Source organism: Rothia nasimurium (assembly GCF_928392795.1).
GTDB classification, from domain to species: Bacteria; Actinomycetota; Actinomycetes; order Actinomycetales; family Micrococcaceae; genus Rothia; species Rothia nasimurium_F.
On the sequence record NZ_CAKMTJ010000004.1, the window covers coordinates 136,998 to 151,982 of the forward strand.

Annotated in this window: 13 protein-coding genes; 5 read left to right on the plus strand and 8 right to left on the minus strand. The window is 58.6% G+C overall.

Annotated elements, in window-relative coordinates; all coding sequences use genetic code 11:
- Positions 1–28: 28 nt before the first annotated feature.
- On the minus strand, positions 29–706 hold the full coding sequence (lipB, locus tag L6963_RS05935) for a lipoyl(octanoyl) transferase LipB (RefSeq protein ID WP_135011347.1): 678 nt from the start codon (positions 704–706) through the stop codon (positions 29–31).
- A 195-nt stretch (positions 707–901) separates the two neighbouring features.
- On the opposite strand from lipB, the gene L6963_RS05940 reads away from it, so the two are divergent.
- Positions 902–2,557 carry a protein kinase gene (locus L6963_RS05940; RefSeq protein WP_237207172.1) on the plus strand — a complete coding sequence of 552 codons (1,656 nt, stop codon included), beginning with the start codon at positions 902–904 and terminating at the stop codon, positions 2,555–2,557.
- A 94-nt stretch (positions 2,558–2,651) separates the two neighbouring features.
- Here the strand turns inward: L6963_RS05940 and L6963_RS05945 are convergent, their stop codons facing one another.
- The 4 genes from L6963_RS05945 to L6963_RS05960 all read right to left on the minus strand — a co-directional run bounded on the left by L6963_RS05945 (position 2,652) and on the right by L6963_RS05960 (position 8,072).
- The gene (locus L6963_RS05945) at positions 2,652–3,035 is read right to left on the minus strand and encodes a hypothetical protein (RefSeq protein WP_237195385.1); all 384 of its coding nucleotides are present in this window, start codon (positions 3,033–3,035) and stop codon (positions 2,652–2,654) included.
- Positions 3,036–3,194: 159 nt separating this feature from the next.
- A complete protein-coding gene (gene sucB / locus L6963_RS05950; protein WP_237207171.1) occupies positions 3,195–4,886 on the minus strand; it encodes a 2-oxoglutarate dehydrogenase, E2 component, dihydrolipoamide succinyltransferase in 1,692 nt (563 codons plus the stop codon).
- A gap of 99 nt (positions 4,887–4,985) precedes the next feature.
- Positions 4,986–6,380, minus strand: a complete 1,395-nt coding sequence (gene lpdA / locus L6963_RS05955) for a dihydrolipoyl dehydrogenase (RefSeq protein ID WP_237207170.1) — start codon at positions 6,378–6,380, stop codon at positions 4,986–4,988.
- Between the two features lie 177 nt (positions 6,381–6,557).
- Complete coding sequence (locus tag L6963_RS05960) at positions 6,558–8,072, minus strand: leucyl aminopeptidase (protein WP_237207169.1); 1,515 nt, start codon at positions 8,070–8,072, stop codon at positions 6,558–6,560.
- A 291-nt stretch (positions 8,073–8,363) separates the two neighbouring features.
- On the opposite strand from L6963_RS05960, the gene L6963_RS05965 reads away from it, so the two are divergent.
- The 3 genes from L6963_RS05965 to L6963_RS05975 all read left to right on the plus strand — a co-directional run bounded on the left by L6963_RS05965 (position 8,364) and on the right by L6963_RS05975 (position 12,551).
- Positions 8,364–9,329 carry a proteasome assembly chaperone family protein gene (locus tag L6963_RS05965; protein ID WP_237185406.1) on the plus strand — a complete coding sequence of 322 codons (966 nt, stop codon included), beginning with the start codon at positions 8,364–8,366 and terminating at the stop codon, positions 9,327–9,329.
- Positions 9,330–9,555: 226 nt separating this feature from the next.
- Entirely contained in the window at positions 9,556–10,962 is a 1,407-nt protein-coding gene (locus L6963_RS05970) for a DUF4192 family protein (RefSeq protein WP_237207168.1), read from the plus strand.
- A gap of 188 nt (positions 10,963–11,150) precedes the next feature.
- Positions 11,151–12,551, plus strand: coding sequence for an RNA polymerase sigma factor (locus tag L6963_RS05975; protein ID WP_272878678.1), 1,401 nt, complete (start codon positions 11,151–11,153; stop codon positions 12,549–12,551).
- Positions 12,552–12,675: 124 nt separating this feature from the next.
- Here the strand turns inward: L6963_RS05975 and L6963_RS05980 are convergent, their stop codons facing one another.
- Together L6963_RS05980 and L6963_RS05985 are read right to left on the minus strand one after the other, a co-directional pair.
- On the minus strand, positions 12,676–13,179 hold the full coding sequence (locus L6963_RS05980) for an Rv3235 family protein (RefSeq protein ID WP_237207167.1): 504 nt from the start codon (positions 13,177–13,179) through the stop codon (positions 12,676–12,678).
- A gap of 20 nt (positions 13,180–13,199) precedes the next feature.
- Entirely contained in the window at positions 13,200–13,949 is a 750-nt protein-coding gene (locus L6963_RS05985) for a LysM peptidoglycan-binding domain-containing protein (protein ID WP_237207166.1), read from the minus strand.
- Positions 13,950–14,160: 211 nt separating this feature from the next.
- Between L6963_RS05985 and L6963_RS05990 the strand changes: the two genes are divergently transcribed.
- The gene (locus L6963_RS05990; protein WP_237207165.1) at positions 14,161–14,718 is read left to right on the plus strand and encodes a hypothetical protein; all 558 of its coding nucleotides are present in this window, start codon (positions 14,161–14,163) and stop codon (positions 14,716–14,718) included.
- Positions 14,719–14,728: 10 nt separating this feature from the next.
- Here the strand turns inward: L6963_RS05990 and L6963_RS05995 are convergent, their stop codons facing one another.
- Positions 14,729–14,959, minus strand: coding sequence for a helix-turn-helix domain-containing protein (locus L6963_RS05995; RefSeq protein ID WP_135011335.1), 231 nt, complete (start codon positions 14,957–14,959; stop codon positions 14,729–14,731).
- Positions 14,960–14,985: the final 26 nt, after the last annotated feature.

A 14,985-nucleotide genomic window follows, 5' to 3' on the forward strand; every position in this document is an offset into this window, starting at 1 on the left:
GTGCTGGCGGCTTCTGCCGGGGAGCGGTTTATGCGCTGGGGGCCGGTGTGAAGTCGGCGGCGAGCTGGTCGGCGTAACGGGCCAGCTCTTCTTCTACCCGGTCAACAATATCGGCGGGGGTTATATTCCGGCCGAGTTGTTCGCTAATGGTGGTGACGCCCGCATCGGTGATGCCGCAGGGGATAAAGGCGCCGAAGGGGTCGGTGGGGTTGTTGCAGTTGATAGAGAAACCGTGCATGGTGGTGTTCTTAGCAACGCGGATGCCGATGGCTGCAATTTTTTTATCCTGTACTAGAGCACCGTCACCGAGTACCCAAACGCCGGAGCGCCCCTCAACTCGCTGGCAGGTAATGCCCAGGTCGGTCAGGACGTTGATGAGCACCTCTTCGAGTACCCGCACGTAGCGGACGACGTCGATGGGCTCGGGCAGCTGCACGATAGGGTAGCCAACCAGCTGGCCGGGGCCGTGCCAGGTGAGCTTACCACCGCGGTCAATTTTGATGACGGGCACGCGGTTATCGGTCGGGTATTCGTGGTCTTCGGTGCGCTTACCGGCGGTAATGACTTCTTCGTGTTCTAGCAGTAGGACGGTATTTTGCCGGACGCCGGTGGCGACTTCTTCGTGGACGGTGCGCTGGTAGTCCAGCGCGGAGGTGTATTCCACATAGTCGGGGGCAAGCCCGACCCGTTCAAACAAAAGTGCCATACCTTCTAGGGTAGCCCTTTTGGCGGTGGGGCGAAAATATTCAGGGAGACTCTGGTCGTCTGAACCCGGGGTGTGGTGCTGTGACGCTAGATGACGTTTTTATCCACAGGGTACCTTCATGCGGTTGACTAGCGTAAATGCTGGCCCTGTGGATACTCCCGGCGGTGGTGCTGCCAGGTGGTGTATAGCTAAAGCATGAGTACCCCCACAGATCTACCCCAGCCGACCCCGGCGTCCGTACCGCCTGAACCAGAAAACGACCAGGCCCTGCCGATACCCGGTAACCTGCCCGACGTAACCCCGCGCTACCGCCTTGAAAGCGGAGCCCACCACAGTACCTGGATTGTGGACTGCGGTTACCAAAGTGCCGCCCACCTCGAGCTGCAGGCGGGCCCCTACACCCTGACTCAGATCACCGGCGGTGCAGAAGCCAGTGCGAAATCCGCAGAACGGCTGTGTTCCCTCACCCCGCACCCCGCAGTGCTGAGGGTCGATGCTGTGACCTCATCGCAGGACTCCTACCATATCTGGTATGAATCTGCCGAGGCTGGCACCCTCGCCGACTATTGCCGAGCCAAGGGAAAACTGCCCCTGGGCCAGGTAACCACCGTTGCCAGAGCCCTCACCCAGGCGCTGGGTTACCTCCACGAACAGGGCTTTGCCTATTCTGAGCTAGCGTCCCGCCACTGTGTTTTCACCGTGCGGGGCGAGCTGAAACTCCTTGCCCCCGATATCGATACTCGCCCACTGGCGTCCGCGGTACAGAAGAGCCGGCAGGCAGATGACATCGCAGCCTGTGCTGCCCTGCTGTGGCTCTGCCTCACCGGGGAAGAGCCTAAGGCCATGCGTCTGAGGGCTCCCCTGAACCTGGCTGTTCCCCAGGCCAGCGACGCCCTGGCCCAGACCCTTGAGGACGCTATCGACTCTCGTGCCCAGCAGCCCCAGCTTGCTGACCTACTAGCCCTTATTGAACTGGCAGCAGACCCTGAGCCCCTCGAACTTCACCTCAGCGCCCACCAGAGCGTGCGTCCCCGCCTTCCTGCCTACAGGCAGCCTGCGCCAGTAGAGCCCCGCCGGACGGTGAAACAACGTCGTCAGATGTACGGGAAACTGCCCGATGTATCGCGGGGGAATAAGACGCCTCACCGGAGGAAGCCCCGCCTTAAGCGGCGGGCCGTGGGAACCGGGCAGATGCAGCTGGGACAGTATTTGCGGGAGCGCTGGGCCCTGAGCGGCGCTGTCCTGATAGGGGCTCTAGCCCTTGGCGGGGCCGGGTACCAGCTGCTCGCATCAGAGCCCCAGCACGATTCAGCTACCCCGGCAGCGGTTGAGGCAGCAGGATCTCTCCCTGCACTTGCACCGTCAGAGACAGACCAACAGCGTGCTAGCGAGAAGCCGCAGACAGAGGTCGAGCAAGACCGGGTAGTAACCCTAGAACCCAGCGACAGCGATGTAGCTCTTCTCGCAGCAGAGCTCGTAGCCGCCCGGAGCCGGGTACTTGCCTCTGGGGAAACTACGGAAATAGGTGATTACGCGGTTTTAGGCTCACCCCTGGCTGAAGCCGATAGCCAGCTACTGGCACATGAAGGTGCAGCCTCTTTAGCCGATATGAGCACAGAACTGGTCGATATCAGCGAGATCACGGCAACCGAGAATGGCTACAGGCTCTTGGCTACGGTGCAAGCGACCGGCTACAGTCCCGCAGGTAGTGATCGGGAACTGGCTGTGCAGGGTATAAGCCGACACGATGGTAGGGTGCTTCAACGCGTGGAGCTGATTCTCCAAGCCGAGGGCGGAACCTACCTGCTGGCCGAGGCACGGCCCCTGCCCCTAGACCCGTCCGCCCTCTAACACCTACAGTCCTGCCGCTATATATAGACCAGGGGCGGTGCACCATACCGGTACACCGCCCCTGGGAGTAAGAACCTAGGTGTTCTCGCCTTGATTAGATCTGGGGGTACTGCATGAAAACAGCGATAGCGATATTGATCAGAGCCAGGCCACCAACAGTATGGGCCAGGGCTACGTTCTTACCGTTTTCAGGGGTGCCCAGGGCACGGGCAGCCTTGTACTTCTTCTGACCCATAAAGGCCGCTACAGTGATGACCAGGGCAATCACCATCTTGATGCCAATCATCATGTGGTTCAGAGTCATGTTCTGTGACATCTGGATGAAGTAGAGAGCAAAACCGGTGACAACCTGCAGCAGGGCTGCGTGGAACTGGCCGGGCAGAACGATGCCCTGCTTAAAGGTGCCTAGCCACAGGCCGAAAACCATTGCGGCACCAACGATGTGCAAGAAAAGAAGAATTGAAAATGCGATAGCCATAATGACAAGTCTACGTAATACCTGTTTGTTTAGCGACAGTTCGCCACTAAAACCGGTGTGGGGGTGACCACGCGAGCCCCTAGTAGATAGAAAAGTGCCCCGCTAACTGCTGCTAGCGGGGCACCTGAGAGCCTAGTTCAGAGAACTAAGACCTGTGGTTTAGAGACCAACCTCAGCTTCGAAAGCTGCTTCTTCAAGGCGCTGCTTGAGGAAGGCCAGGAAGCGGCCAGCATCTGCACCGTCTACAACGCGGTGGTCGTAGGTCAGTGAGAAGTAAGCCAGTGAGCGGATAGCAATCACATCGTTGCCCTCGGCATCCTGGATAACAGCAGGACGCTTATTGGTGGAGCCGATGCCCAGGATCGCTACGTTGGGCTGGTTGATGATCGGGGTGAAGAAGACACCGCCGGTCTGGCCGGTGGAGGAGATAGTGAAGGTTGAACCTGACAGCTCCTCGGGGCCGACCTGGCCGTCACGAGCGCGCTTGGCAACGTCGTTGATCTTCTTTGCGATACCTGCGATGTTGAGGTCGCCGGCGTCCTTGACAACGGGAACGAGCAGACCCTTGGGGGTGTCAACTGCCAGGCCGATGTTCTCGGAACCGTGGTAGGTGATTTCCTTGAAGTCATCGCTCATGGATGAGTTGAACTGGGGGAACTGCTGCAGAGCTTCGGTGACTGCCTTGGTGAAGAAGGGCAGGAAGGTGAGCTTGGTGCCCTCGCGAGCCTCGAAGCCGGCCTTAGCCTTGTTGCGCAGGGCAACCAGACGGGTCAGGTCGATTTCCTGGACGGTGGTCAGCTGAGCTGAAACAGCCAGTGACTCAACCATGCGCTTAGCAACGGTCTGGCGGATGCGGGGAGCCTTTTCGGTGGTGCCGCGCTTTGAAGACGCTGCAGCCTTGGGGGCTTCCTTCTTGGCAGGTGCGGTAGCGGGAGCTTCAGCAGCGGGGGCTGATGCTACGGGAGCAGCGCCCTTCTTAGCTTCAGCAGCAGCCAGGACGTCCTGCTTACGGATGCGGCCGCCAACACCGGTGCCCTTGATGGTGGACAGGTCGATGCCTTCCTGCTTGGCCAGCTTGCGGACCAGGGGAGTGACGTATGCTTCGCCGTTTTCGCCGGAGGGCAGTTCAACAGCGGGGGCCTCTGCAGCTTCGTCGGTGGAGGAAACAGCGGGTGCTTCTTCCTTCTTTTCCTCAGCTGCGGGTGCTTCTTCCTTCTTCTCTTCTGCGGGAGCAGAAGCGGCTGAAGCGTCACCGATGATAGCCAGAACCTGGCCGACTTCGGCGTCCTCGTCTTCCTGGATGCGGATTTCGAGCAGGGTACCGGCTACGGGTGAGGGAACCTCGGTGTCGACCTTGTCGGTGGAAACCTCTACGAGGGGCTCGTCAACGGCAACTTCTTCGCCAACTTCCTTGAGCCAGCGGGTGATGGTGCCTTCGGTGACGGACTCGCCCAGAGCGGGCAGGGTAACCTCGGTGCCAGAAGCTGAGCCTGAGGACGCGGGTGCGGCAGCGGGTGCCTCTTCCTTCTTTTCCTCAGCTGCGGGAGCTTCTTCCTTTTCTTCAGCCTTGGGGGCTTCTGCAGCGGGGGCATCGTCAGATGAGCCTGCGCCGGAGCCGTCGCCAATAACGATGAGGGGAGCGCCGACCTCGACGTCCTCGTCCTCTTCAACGAGAATCTTCTCAACAACACCGGCTACGGGTGAGGGAACTTCGGTGTCGACCTTGTCGGTGGAAACCTCAACAATGGGCTGGTCAACCTCAACGGTTTCGCCAACCTCAACAAGCCAGCGGGTAACGGTACCCTCGGTTACGGATTCGCCCAGTGCGGGCAGTTCTACGGTGGTGGACATAGTCCTTCGTGCTCTCCTTGTGAGTGATAAAAATCTGTAGGGGGTAGGCGCTGACCCTATAACCAGGGTTAGGGCTAGCGCCTACCGCAGGGGCTTGTCTTAGCCGTGCAGGGGTGCGCCAGCCAGAGCCATTGCAGCCTCGCCCAGGGATTCGTTCTGGGTGGGGTGGGCGTGGATGAACTGGGCGACGTCCTCGGGGAAGGCTTCCCAGACAACCCACATCTGGGCTTCACCAATCTGCTCGCCCATGCGCTTACCAACAGCGTGAACGCCGATGATGGGGCCGTTCTTCTCGCGGACGACCTTGACCAGGCCGCCGGTGCCCAGGATGGAGGACTTGCCGTTGCCAGCCAGGTTGTACTCTGCAACCTCAACGTTTTCCTTGCCGAACTTCTCTTCAGCCTTGGGCTGGGAGTAGCCGATGGAGGCGATCTCAGGCTCGCAGAAGGTGACCTTGGGGATGTTGATGTCTTCAACAATCTGGGGGTTGAGGCCTGCGATTTCTTCGGCAACGAAGCGGCCCTGCTGGTAGCCGCGGTGGGCCAGCTGAACACCGGGGACGATGTCGCCGATAGCGTAGATGTTGCCAACGCCGGTGTGCAGGCGCTCGTTGGTGATGACGAAGCCACGGTCCATGGTCAGGCCCTGCTCGTCGTAGCCAAAGCCCTCGGTGTTGGGGCCACGGCCGACAGCAACAAGAACGATGTCTGCCTCGAAGACGGTGCCATCTTCAAGGGTGACCTTGGCGCCGTTGGCGTCCTGTTCAACGGTCTTGAAGAACTTGCCCAGTGAGGACTTGATGCCGCGCTTCTTGAATTCGCGCTCAACGACCTTGATGATAGAGGGGTCTTCGTTGGGGACCAGGTGGGGCAGGCCCTCGATGATGGTGACCTCTACGCCCATGGAGTTCCACATGGAGGCGAACTCGGAGCCGATGACGCCGCCGCCCAGAACGATAGCGCTCTTGGGTAGGTAGTCCATCTGCAAGGCTTCGGTGGAGGTGAGCACGCGGTCACGAATCTCGATGCCGAAAGTCTTGGAGACAGAACCGGATGCCAGGATGATGTGCTTGCCCTTGTACTCGGTGCCAGCGACGGTGATGGTGTCCTTGCCGGTGAGCTTGCCTTCGCCCTCGATGACGGTGACCTTCTTCATCTTGAGAAGGCCGGTCAGGCCCTTGAACTTGCCGGCGACGATGCCGTCCTTGTAGTCACGAACCTTAGCCATGTCGATGGACTCGAGGGTGGTGTTTACACCGTACTTTGAAGCGTGCTGAGCCTCGGATGCGAGTTCTGCAGCGTGCAGGTAAGCCTTGGTGGGGATGCAACCGGTGTGCAGGCAGGTGCCGCCCAGGTTGCTCTTTTCGATCAGACCTACGGTGAAGCCCAGCTGTACCGCGCGCAGAGCTGCGGAGTAACCGGCGCTACCGCCACCGAGGATGAGGATATCGAATTCTGTTGTTGCCGAATCGGCCACGTTGACGCTCCCTTGCATGGGTCGCGGAGGCCTAAGCCCCCTTATGTACTGTCGTTTTCTAGCTTATCCCTTGAACGCGTCCGCCTGCCACTATTGGCAGGTGTTTTATTGCTCGGGTGGGCATGATTACACCCCGTTACCTGCTAGAACGCGGGCAACGGGGTGCAAATGTAAAAGTTCCCTGGAAAGTAAGGTTTAGGCGTAGGCCTCGATGAACTTAATCAGGGTGGCGATGGAGTGGCCGGTGCCTTCCTTAGGAGTAAAGCCGTAGGGGCCTTCCTCGTTGAAGGAGGGGCCTGCGAAGTCCAGGTGGGCCCAGGGAATCTTTGCGCCGTCCTTTTCGCCCACGAATTCTTCGAGGAACTGGCCTGCTACCAGCATGCCACCGTAGCGGGAGCCGATGTTCTGCAGGTCGGCGACGGGGGACTTGAGGCTCTTGCGCAGGTGCTCGGGCATGGGCATGGGCCAGTAGTCTTCGCCGGCTTCGGTAGCTGCTTCAACAACCTGTTGGCGGACGGTATCGTCACCCATGACCGCTGCGGTGCGCACGCCCAGGGCGATGAGCTGGGCACCGGTCAGGGTTGCGATGTCGAGAAGGACGTCGGGCTCGTCCTCGGATGCCAGGGCCAGGCCGTCTGCCATGACCAGGCGGCCTTCGGCGTCGGTATTCATGACTTCAACGGTGTGACCGCTGCGCATGGTCAGCACATCTTCGGGGCGGATGGAGTTGCCGCCAGGCATGTTCTCAGCCAGGCAGAGGTAGCCGTGTACGGCAACCGGCAGGTTGAGCTCAGAAGCTGCTGCAACGACGTTGAGGACGGTTGCGGCACCTGCCATGTCGGACTTCATGGTGGTCATGGATCCGGCGGGCTTGAGCGAAATGCCACCGGTGTCGAAGGTGATGCCCTTGCCCACAATGGCGACGGTCTTTTCGGCCTTTTCGGGGGTGTACTTGACCTCTACCAGGCGGGGCTTGCGCTCTGAGCCCTGGCCGACACCCGCGATGCCGCCGAAGCCTTCGGCAACGAGTTCTTCGTAGTCCCAGACCTTGGTTTCAACATTTTCAAGGCCCTCTACGCGGGCAAGGGCACGCTCTGCGAAGGTTTCGGGGTAGAGATGGGAGGGTGGAGTGTTGACCAGGCGGCGGGTGTGGTCAACGGCCTCACCCAGAATGAGAGCCCGAGTCAGGGCACCTTCTGCCTCAGCGGGGGCTACATCGGTGACAATGAGAACCTCGGCGACGGGAGCCTTGACTGAATCGGCAGTCTTGGCCCGCAGCTGGGTATCGGCAAAAGCGCCGTAGGCGGCGCCTTCTGCGATAGCTGCTACTTCCTCAACGGATTCTGCGCCCAGGGCGAGGGCTACGGTTTCTACACCGGCAAGCTGGCGGACGGCTGAGCCCGCTGCGTAGCGCAGGGCAACACGGTGGGCAGCGGCATCCTCCTTCTGAGAGCCTAGGCCGATGAGGGCAACGACGTCGGCGCCCGCCTCGTCGAAGCCGGGAAGCCGAACGAGCTCGTCCTGCCCACCGCTGACTCCCAAATCCTCCAAAATAGCCTCAAGGCCCTCGGCTGTTTCGGTGTCGAGGGGGTTGCTGGCCAGCGAGGGGCCTTCCTTGCCGGAATAAACGCCGAGTACCAGCACGTCGGCTTCGAGGGCCTCAAGGTCGGGGGCCGTTACAGAGAATGACAGGTCGTGAGAATCGCTCACAGGTTTCTCCCTTCACAACAGAAATAAGAGGGGCGGGCATAGATAGATGACCGCGCTATCGTGTATAAGCGTAGGCCAAAACTGTGTCCAAATGTAACCTGCACAACGTTGTGGAGCCTAAATAACCCCAGAGCGAACAGCAAAAGATGCCGGGGCTAGAGTTTAAGCCCCACTGGGAATAGCTCTGCATATTCCCAGCGTTATACCCGCGACATTAGGCTACACTGTGCCCATACCCTGGAGTACTATAGAGACTCACAGAAGACGGGAAGAAAGAAGGGGGCTAGGAAGATGACACACGAAGATCGGCTGTATATAGCTCACGCCGGGGCGTTTGAAAACGACCGATTGAGAGGTCTGCCCCTCGTCATTGCTCTCTCGCACCCCCAGGACGCCGGTGGCACCGCGGGGCACCTGGGTGAAGTGCTTCTGCATGAACTTGATAATGTGCCGGTCATCGAGTTTGATGCTGACCGCCTGCACGACTACCGGTCACGCAAGCCCCGCATTACCTTCAAAAAAGACCACTACACTAACCCGGTACTTCCCGAACTCAAGCTGTACGCGGTAGAAGACCGTCTGGGTAAGCCTTTCTTGTTGCTGACCGGTGCTGAGCCCGATTTGCTGTGGCAGCGGTTTACAGCTGATGTGGTGGATATTGCCCAGCGTCTTGAAGTGTCGGTGGCCCTGTCTGTGACCGGTTTCCCCATGCCGGTGCCGCATACCCGCCCTATCCCTGTAACGGCGCACGGGTCCCGTAAGGACCTGACGGTCGGCATTTCCTCCTTCCAGCCCGAGGCTTTGGTGCCTGGGTCGGTATCGAGCCTGCTGGAGGTGCGCCTGACCGAGGCCGGCATTGGAACGGCCGGTTTCGCAGTGAACGTGCCGCAGTACCTGTCGGAGTCGGAGCTGCCCCAGACCGCTCTTGTCGCTATGGAGCACCTGTCGCTGGCAGCCAAGCTAAGCCTGCCCTCGGATCGCCTGCGTGAGCTGTCCGAGAATGTTCAGCTGCAGATTGACGAGCAGGCTAGCGCTAGCCCTGAAATTCAGATGATGATTCAGCGCCTCGAAGAGTCCTACGACGCGAACGCCGCCCAGGGGTTCGGTAGCCTCCCCCTCTCTGAGCGTGCCGCTGGTCGGGTACCTAGCCGGGATGAAATCGGTGATGAGGTAGAGGCCTTCTTGGCTCAGCTCGACCATAACACTCGGGATGCGGACGGCGACGGCCCCCGCGGCCTGGGCCCCTCCGGTTCCTAAACCGGCCCGGGCCGGGCCTGGCCCCGCGGTGAAACTGCCTGTGGAAACCCGCTTTAGGGGCGTCATAGATGCGTCACGGGTTCACCGATTTATGGGAAGCGTGCGCCCCGTGAGGGCTTGATTATTTGCTTTGACAGGGGCGGACGTCGGACGCCCAGCGGGTGGGGAATATCCACAGGCATGCTTGGGCTCGTCTTAGGTACTCTTCTCTATCAGCCTGATAGGTATGACAGAGAATCACCACACCCCAGAAGAACCTATCGTTACCTACCTCAGCTCGGAGCGCGACGTCCTCGCCCTTGCCCTGCATCTTTTAGGGTACTGGCCTGAAAAGTCCATCATGCTCTTGGCTCTGAGCGATGGGGGAATAGGGCCCCTGCTGCGTGTTGATATGCCCGATGTTTCTGAGGTAGCGCCGGATGACTTCCTGACCTATATCTTCGAGGCCTTCCCCACCCATAGCCCTACCGGGGACCCCATCACCAGTGTATTCTTGCTGCTCTTCGCCGATGGCGCAGCATCCGGAGAAGTGGACGTTTCGGTAGAAAAAACCTTCCTAGAAGCAGCCCAATGCTATGCGGAGCTCGCACCAGCCCACGCAACCCTTCATGGGCTGAATGTACTCGATGTACTTGCGGTGGGGCAGCAGGCCTACTGGGCTGTGAATCCGGCTGAAGGGCAGCTGGCTCCTGCTGGTTTTCTAGACGAGGTCTTGACCAGCCCGCTGTATAGCGAACTGGTAGCCCACGGGTCGCTTGTTGCCAGTGATTTACATGAAGCCCAGGAACTTAAGAATCGCACAGCACTGGGAACTGAGGACCCAGAGGAACAAGAACGGTGGCAGGTCAATACAGAAGCCTATAGCGCTTTCTACCTGGAAGAGAAACAAGAGCAAAACCCCCAAGAAGCCTGCCAAATTGCTGCTGAACTAGAGCTGTGGGAGCAGGCTATAGGTGCCGTTGCGTCCCTGCTTGATGGGCCGCGGGGTAGCAAGGGGCTCTACGCTGGGACCTTAGCCGATGCTATACGCGCCAAGGTGATTCCCGATGCAGCTGGTTTTCTGATCGCTTCTTTCGATAGCTTTGCCACCCTCCAGCTCGTGATTCTTCAGGCCTGCCGTACCCTCAAAGACTCGTTAGCAGCTCTGAGAGCTCTAGAACAGGGCAGCCAAGAACTGGGGCTGAACAGGCAAACTACGGGGGATAGGGTTCTGCCCCTGCCGTCAACCCTGCACCGGTACCAGCTCGATCGTCTCAGCCAGCCTGAACAGGGTGCGCACGATCAGATAGATAGCACCGAAGACAGTCTGAAGGAAATGGCTGAAACTCTCTTTGGTGTAGATCCCACCCCGCCAGACTGGAAGCGCCTGGAAGCCTTGTGGCATTTGGCAGCCGTGCTGGAAAGCTCCGCTAGGGGGAAAGCCGAAGCTTCCCTCCTTGCTGCACAGGCGTGGGTAAGCTGGATGCGGGGCAACTCTACGGAAGCTTTCCACCTGCTGGAGGCTATCGACAGCACCTACCGCGATGGGGGCTCTCTACCCCTGCATTACCTTTTGAGCGTCAGTGCTTTCCCTACCTGGCTTACTCTGCCCGGCGGAGCCCCAGAGACCTACGTGACCAAGAACCGCAGATAAGCGGCCGTGCCTTCTTCGCCAGAAAACCTAAAACATGTCATACTTGACTATTGACCCCGCTCAAAGTGTCTCTCAAAAATACAGCTTCCTATCGGGAATAGAAGCCCCTACTCGGGCGTTATACCCACCGATAGATACCCTGGAAACTGTATTGTGCGAATCGATCACTTGACAGGGTCTTAGGTGTTTTGACCGCGAACACCGCATCACACTCGCTACGGTCAACTAGCTCAGAAAGGTTTTCTGTGTCACCAGCCGCACGCAAGAAAGCAGCCAGCGAAACCGCTGCAACCAAAGCCACCGCTAAAAAAACCTCAACTCGCGCCAAAGCAAAAAAGGCTGACGAGGCAGCAGACGCCGTAGAAGCAGACGACGAAGAAAGCGCCGCACCTCAGCGAGCCCCCAAGAAGACCGCAGCTAAGAAGGCTGCCCCCAAGAAGAGCCGCAAGGCTAAGGACGAGGACGACGATTTCGCCGACGACGATATCGATCTGGACGACGAAGACCTCGATACCGACGACATCGAAGATGTCGATGAAGACGATGACGAAGACGAGGCAGACTCTGTCACCAAGGAAGAGAAGAAAGAAGCTGAAGCTGTAGCAGCTAAGGGTTCTGGCTTCGTCCTGACCAACAACGATGAAGACGATGCCCCTGCCGTCCGCGTTGTTACCCCCGGTGCTACCGCAGACCCCGTCAAGGACTACCTCAAGCAGATCGGCAAGGTTGCCCTGCTGAATGCTGAGCAGGAAGTCGACCTGGCTATGCGTATTGAGGCCGGCCTCTACGCCGAGCACAAGCTCAAAGAGAACCCCGATATGGACCCGCAGCTCAAGAAGGAACTGCGCTGGGTAATTCACGATGGCCGTCGCGCCAAGAACCACCTGCTGGAAGCCAACCTGCGTCTGGTGGTCTCCCTGGCCAAGCGCTACACCGGCCGCGGTATGCTCTTCCTCGACCTGATTCAGGAAGGTAACCTGGGCCTGATTCGAGCCGTTGAGAAGTTCGACTACTCAAAGGGCTTCAAGTTCTCAACCTACGCAACCTGGTGGATCCGTCAGGCTATCACCCGTGCAATGGCTGACCAGGCCCGCACCATCCGCATCCCCGTGCACATGGTTGAAGTTATCAACAAGCTGGCCCGCGTCCAGCGTCAGATGCTGCAGGATCTGGGCCGCGAACCCACCCCTGAAGAGCTCGCTAAGGAACTCGATATGACCCCCGAAAAGGTCATCGAGGTTCAGAAGTACGGCCGTGAGCCGATCTCCCTGCACACCCCTCTGGGCGAGGACGGCGACTCTGAGTTTGGCGACCTGATTGAGGACTCCGAAGCAGTAGTACCTGCCGATGCTGTCTCATTCACCCTGCTCCAGGAGCAGCTGCACTCGGTGCTTGATACCCTCTCTGAGCGCGAAGCAGGTGTTGTTGCTATGCGCTTTGGTATGACCGACGGCCAGCCCAAGACCCTTGACGAAATCGGCAAGGTCTACGGCGTTACCCGCGAACGTATCCGCCAGATTGAATCAAAGACTATGTCTAAGCTCCGTCACCCCAGCCGTTCCCAGGTTCTGCGTGACTACCTAGACTAAAAACCGAACTGCTGTAGTTGCGGTACAGGCGGGTGCCCTTGAGCCTTCTAGCTCGAGGGGCACCCGCCTTTTTGATGGGGTGGGTTGGCATAAGAGAAGGTGGGAGTTGCTAAATATCTGGGAGTTATGCGATGGCGAGGGTGGCGATTTTCCAGTTGCCCCGTTTGCGTTCTGCCCGTAGAGCTACGGCCCGGGTGCGGACGTCGTCGGTCACCAGCAAACTCATTTCATAGGCAGTCTCAGCAACTTTCTGGACGATGATACGTCGCGGGCGGATTACAGCAGGCGGCTTGCTGGGGTAAGGGGCCTGGGGGTAATGACGCTGTCGGTAGTGAATGGCGGCTTTTGCCTGTTCAAGCTGCTTTTCTAGGGTGCGGTAGCAGCCGGCTGTCATCCAGGGAGCTAGATGGTGCTGAGGCCTGCGCCCCATGAAAACTTCGATGGCAGCGGTACCAATGCGAACCCCCAGTTGCTCAAGGGCCTGCTCTTCTTGATCGATAAAGGAGAGGCTGACAGCGGGTTCTGCTGGCTGACCCTTTTCAAAGTAGGGTGCATATTTTTCGGCGTATTCGGTAGCTTCGACGATGATGTATTTGCGGTCATCACGTTCTGGGAAAGCGGTTTTCATGGTGTGCTCCTTTGCAAAACCTAGTGGGGTAGGGTAATCGTCTGACCTGGGAAAATCAGGGTGTCCAGGGTGGGAATGGTCTTTTGGTTGAGTTGCCAGATAGTGTGCACGAGCGCTAGCACTTCAGCGCCTGAAGCATCGGGGGCCAGGTGGTCTTCTGCGATACTCCATAGCGAGTCGCCCGGGGCTACGGTATAGGTGGTAGCTGCTACGTCTTCTGAAAAGTCCGGCTGCACGCGGGTGCCACCCCCGAAGAGGGGTGAAATGGGCTGGTAGCTCTTTGTCGTAACGGGAAGAACCTTCACTGTTGCTCGTTCCTGGGTTTGTTCTGGGGAAAAGAGGGGCGAAGTAGCAGAGGCTAGGGTGGAGTCAGCTGATAATGTCTCGACGTCGTGGTTAATTTGAGAAGCCTGAGGGAATAGGGGTGAGTTTGTCTCGCTGTTGTGAACTCTAGCTGTTACCGAGATAGCTTGCTCAGAGGGTAGGGCATAGGCCTGGGCGGGAGCCAAAGCTCCCAGACCTAAAGAAGCTCCCGCAAGTGTTTTGAGGAGTCCCGGGGCCCATACCGGAAGTTGTATGTGCAGGGGAGAACGTCGGGCGCGAGCTAGGGCGCTGTAGTAGAAGACTAAACCAGCTAGCCACCAGAGGGCGATGCAGAGACAAAGCAGGCCAGCGATAGCGCAGACTAGCAGGCTCATCCAGGTGCCCGGGCTACGAGAAGTGATTCCTAGGTCTTGATTCCCTTCGCTCAGAAGTGAGTGAAGTAGCATGCCTGAGGCGCCAGCTCCGCCCAGTGCTAGGAGGGGAATTAGATTGGCTGTACATAGGGCAAAAAATCGCGATGCCACTTCTTTCACCTCAAATCATGTCATTTGATGTAGTTTGATGATTTATGCATCATATTACTTCCCTTTGAGATGGATTCAAGAGGCTTGTAGCAAATTTTTCAATAAATTTTCCTTGGCGGGGTATCCTCAGTGCATGGCACACCTAGATTTGCTCTTCCGCGATTACGAAATCCAGATGGAAGCACAAAAACACCGAGATTACGAGGCAGATGCTCGCGAGCTCCGCCAGATAGAGCTTTCTCGCGTCACCGTGGCCGACCGTTTGGCAGCCCAGCTTGGGCAGCTGCTGACTATTCACGGGTCTACTGGAGATATTTGGCGGGGGAGACTGGAGACTTTGGGGCTGGGGTGGCTTCAGCTAGAAACGGACGCCGGCGGCCTCATTCTTCCGCTTGCGCACCTTCTTTACTGGGAAGGTGGAAACCACCAGGCCGTGGGCGAAGCTCATGAAGTGTCTCGCAAACTCACGCTGGGATCTGCCCTACGGGCCCTCAGCGCTGCCCAACGTGACATCCATATTTATCATGCAGGAGGAACCGGTCTCACCAGTGCAGGTAAAGTGTGGGCAGTTGGTGCTGACTACTGTGAAATCGTGGGGCAGCAGGCACACAAAGAGGACGCCCGCGGAACTCGGGGAGCTCCACGCTGCGTCCTCTTCACCTCAATTGCCGCTATCAGGGTAGCGGGATAAACAGTCTGTTTTAGGAGATATCGGCTCGTTCGGCCTGCTCGGCCCGAATGGCTTCTTCGGTCATCGCATAGCGCTCGCTGATATATGCTTCGAGCATGCTCTTTTCAACCCGCCACTGGTTTCTGCCGCCAATCTGGATGGCCTTCAGCTCCCCTGAGCGCACCAGGGCGCGAGTTTGGCTGGGGGATATATTGAGAATTTCACCGACGTCGGTCAGGGTGAGAAAGCGCTGTTCAACCATATCTGGTTCCTTCTGAAACGGGGGAG

Coding starts and splice junctions, on each gene's coding strand:
- lipB (WP_135011347.1), bottom strand. CDS start 706: ATGGCACTTTTGTTTGAACGGGTCGGGCTTGCCCCCGACTATGTGGAA.
- L6963_RS05940 (WP_237207172.1), top strand. CDS start 902: ATGAGTACCCCCACAGATCTACCCCAGCCGACCCCGGCGTCCGTACCG.
- L6963_RS05945 (WP_237195385.1), bottom strand. CDS start 3,035: ATGGCTATCGCATTTTCAATTCTTCTTTTCTTGCACATCGTTGGTGCC.
- sucB (WP_237207171.1), bottom strand. CDS start 4,886: ATGTCCACCACCGTAGAACTGCCCGCACTGGGCGAATCCGTAACCGAG.
- lpdA (WP_237207170.1), bottom strand. CDS start 6,380: ATGCAAGGGAGCGTCAACGTGGCCGATTCGGCAACAACAGAATTCGAT.
- L6963_RS05965 (WP_237185406.1), top strand. CDS start 8,364: ATGACACACGAAGATCGGCTGTATATAGCTCACGCCGGGGCGTTTGAA.
- L6963_RS05970 (WP_237207168.1), top strand. CDS start 9,556: ATGACAGAGAATCACCACACCCCAGAAGAACCTATCGTTACCTACCTC.
- L6963_RS05980 (WP_237207167.1), bottom strand. CDS start 13,179: ATGAAAACCGCTTTCCCAGAACGTGATGACCGCAAATACATCATCGTC.
- L6963_RS05985 (WP_237207166.1), bottom strand. CDS start 13,949: ATGCTACTTCACTCACTTCTGAGCGAAGGGAATCAAGACCTAGGAATC.
- L6963_RS05990 (WP_237207165.1), top strand. CDS start 14,161: ATGGCACACCTAGATTTGCTCTTCCGCGATTACGAAATCCAGATGGAA.
- L6963_RS05995 (WP_135011335.1), bottom strand. CDS start 14,959: ATGGTTGAACAGCGCTTTCTCACCCTGACCGACGTCGGTGAAATTCTC.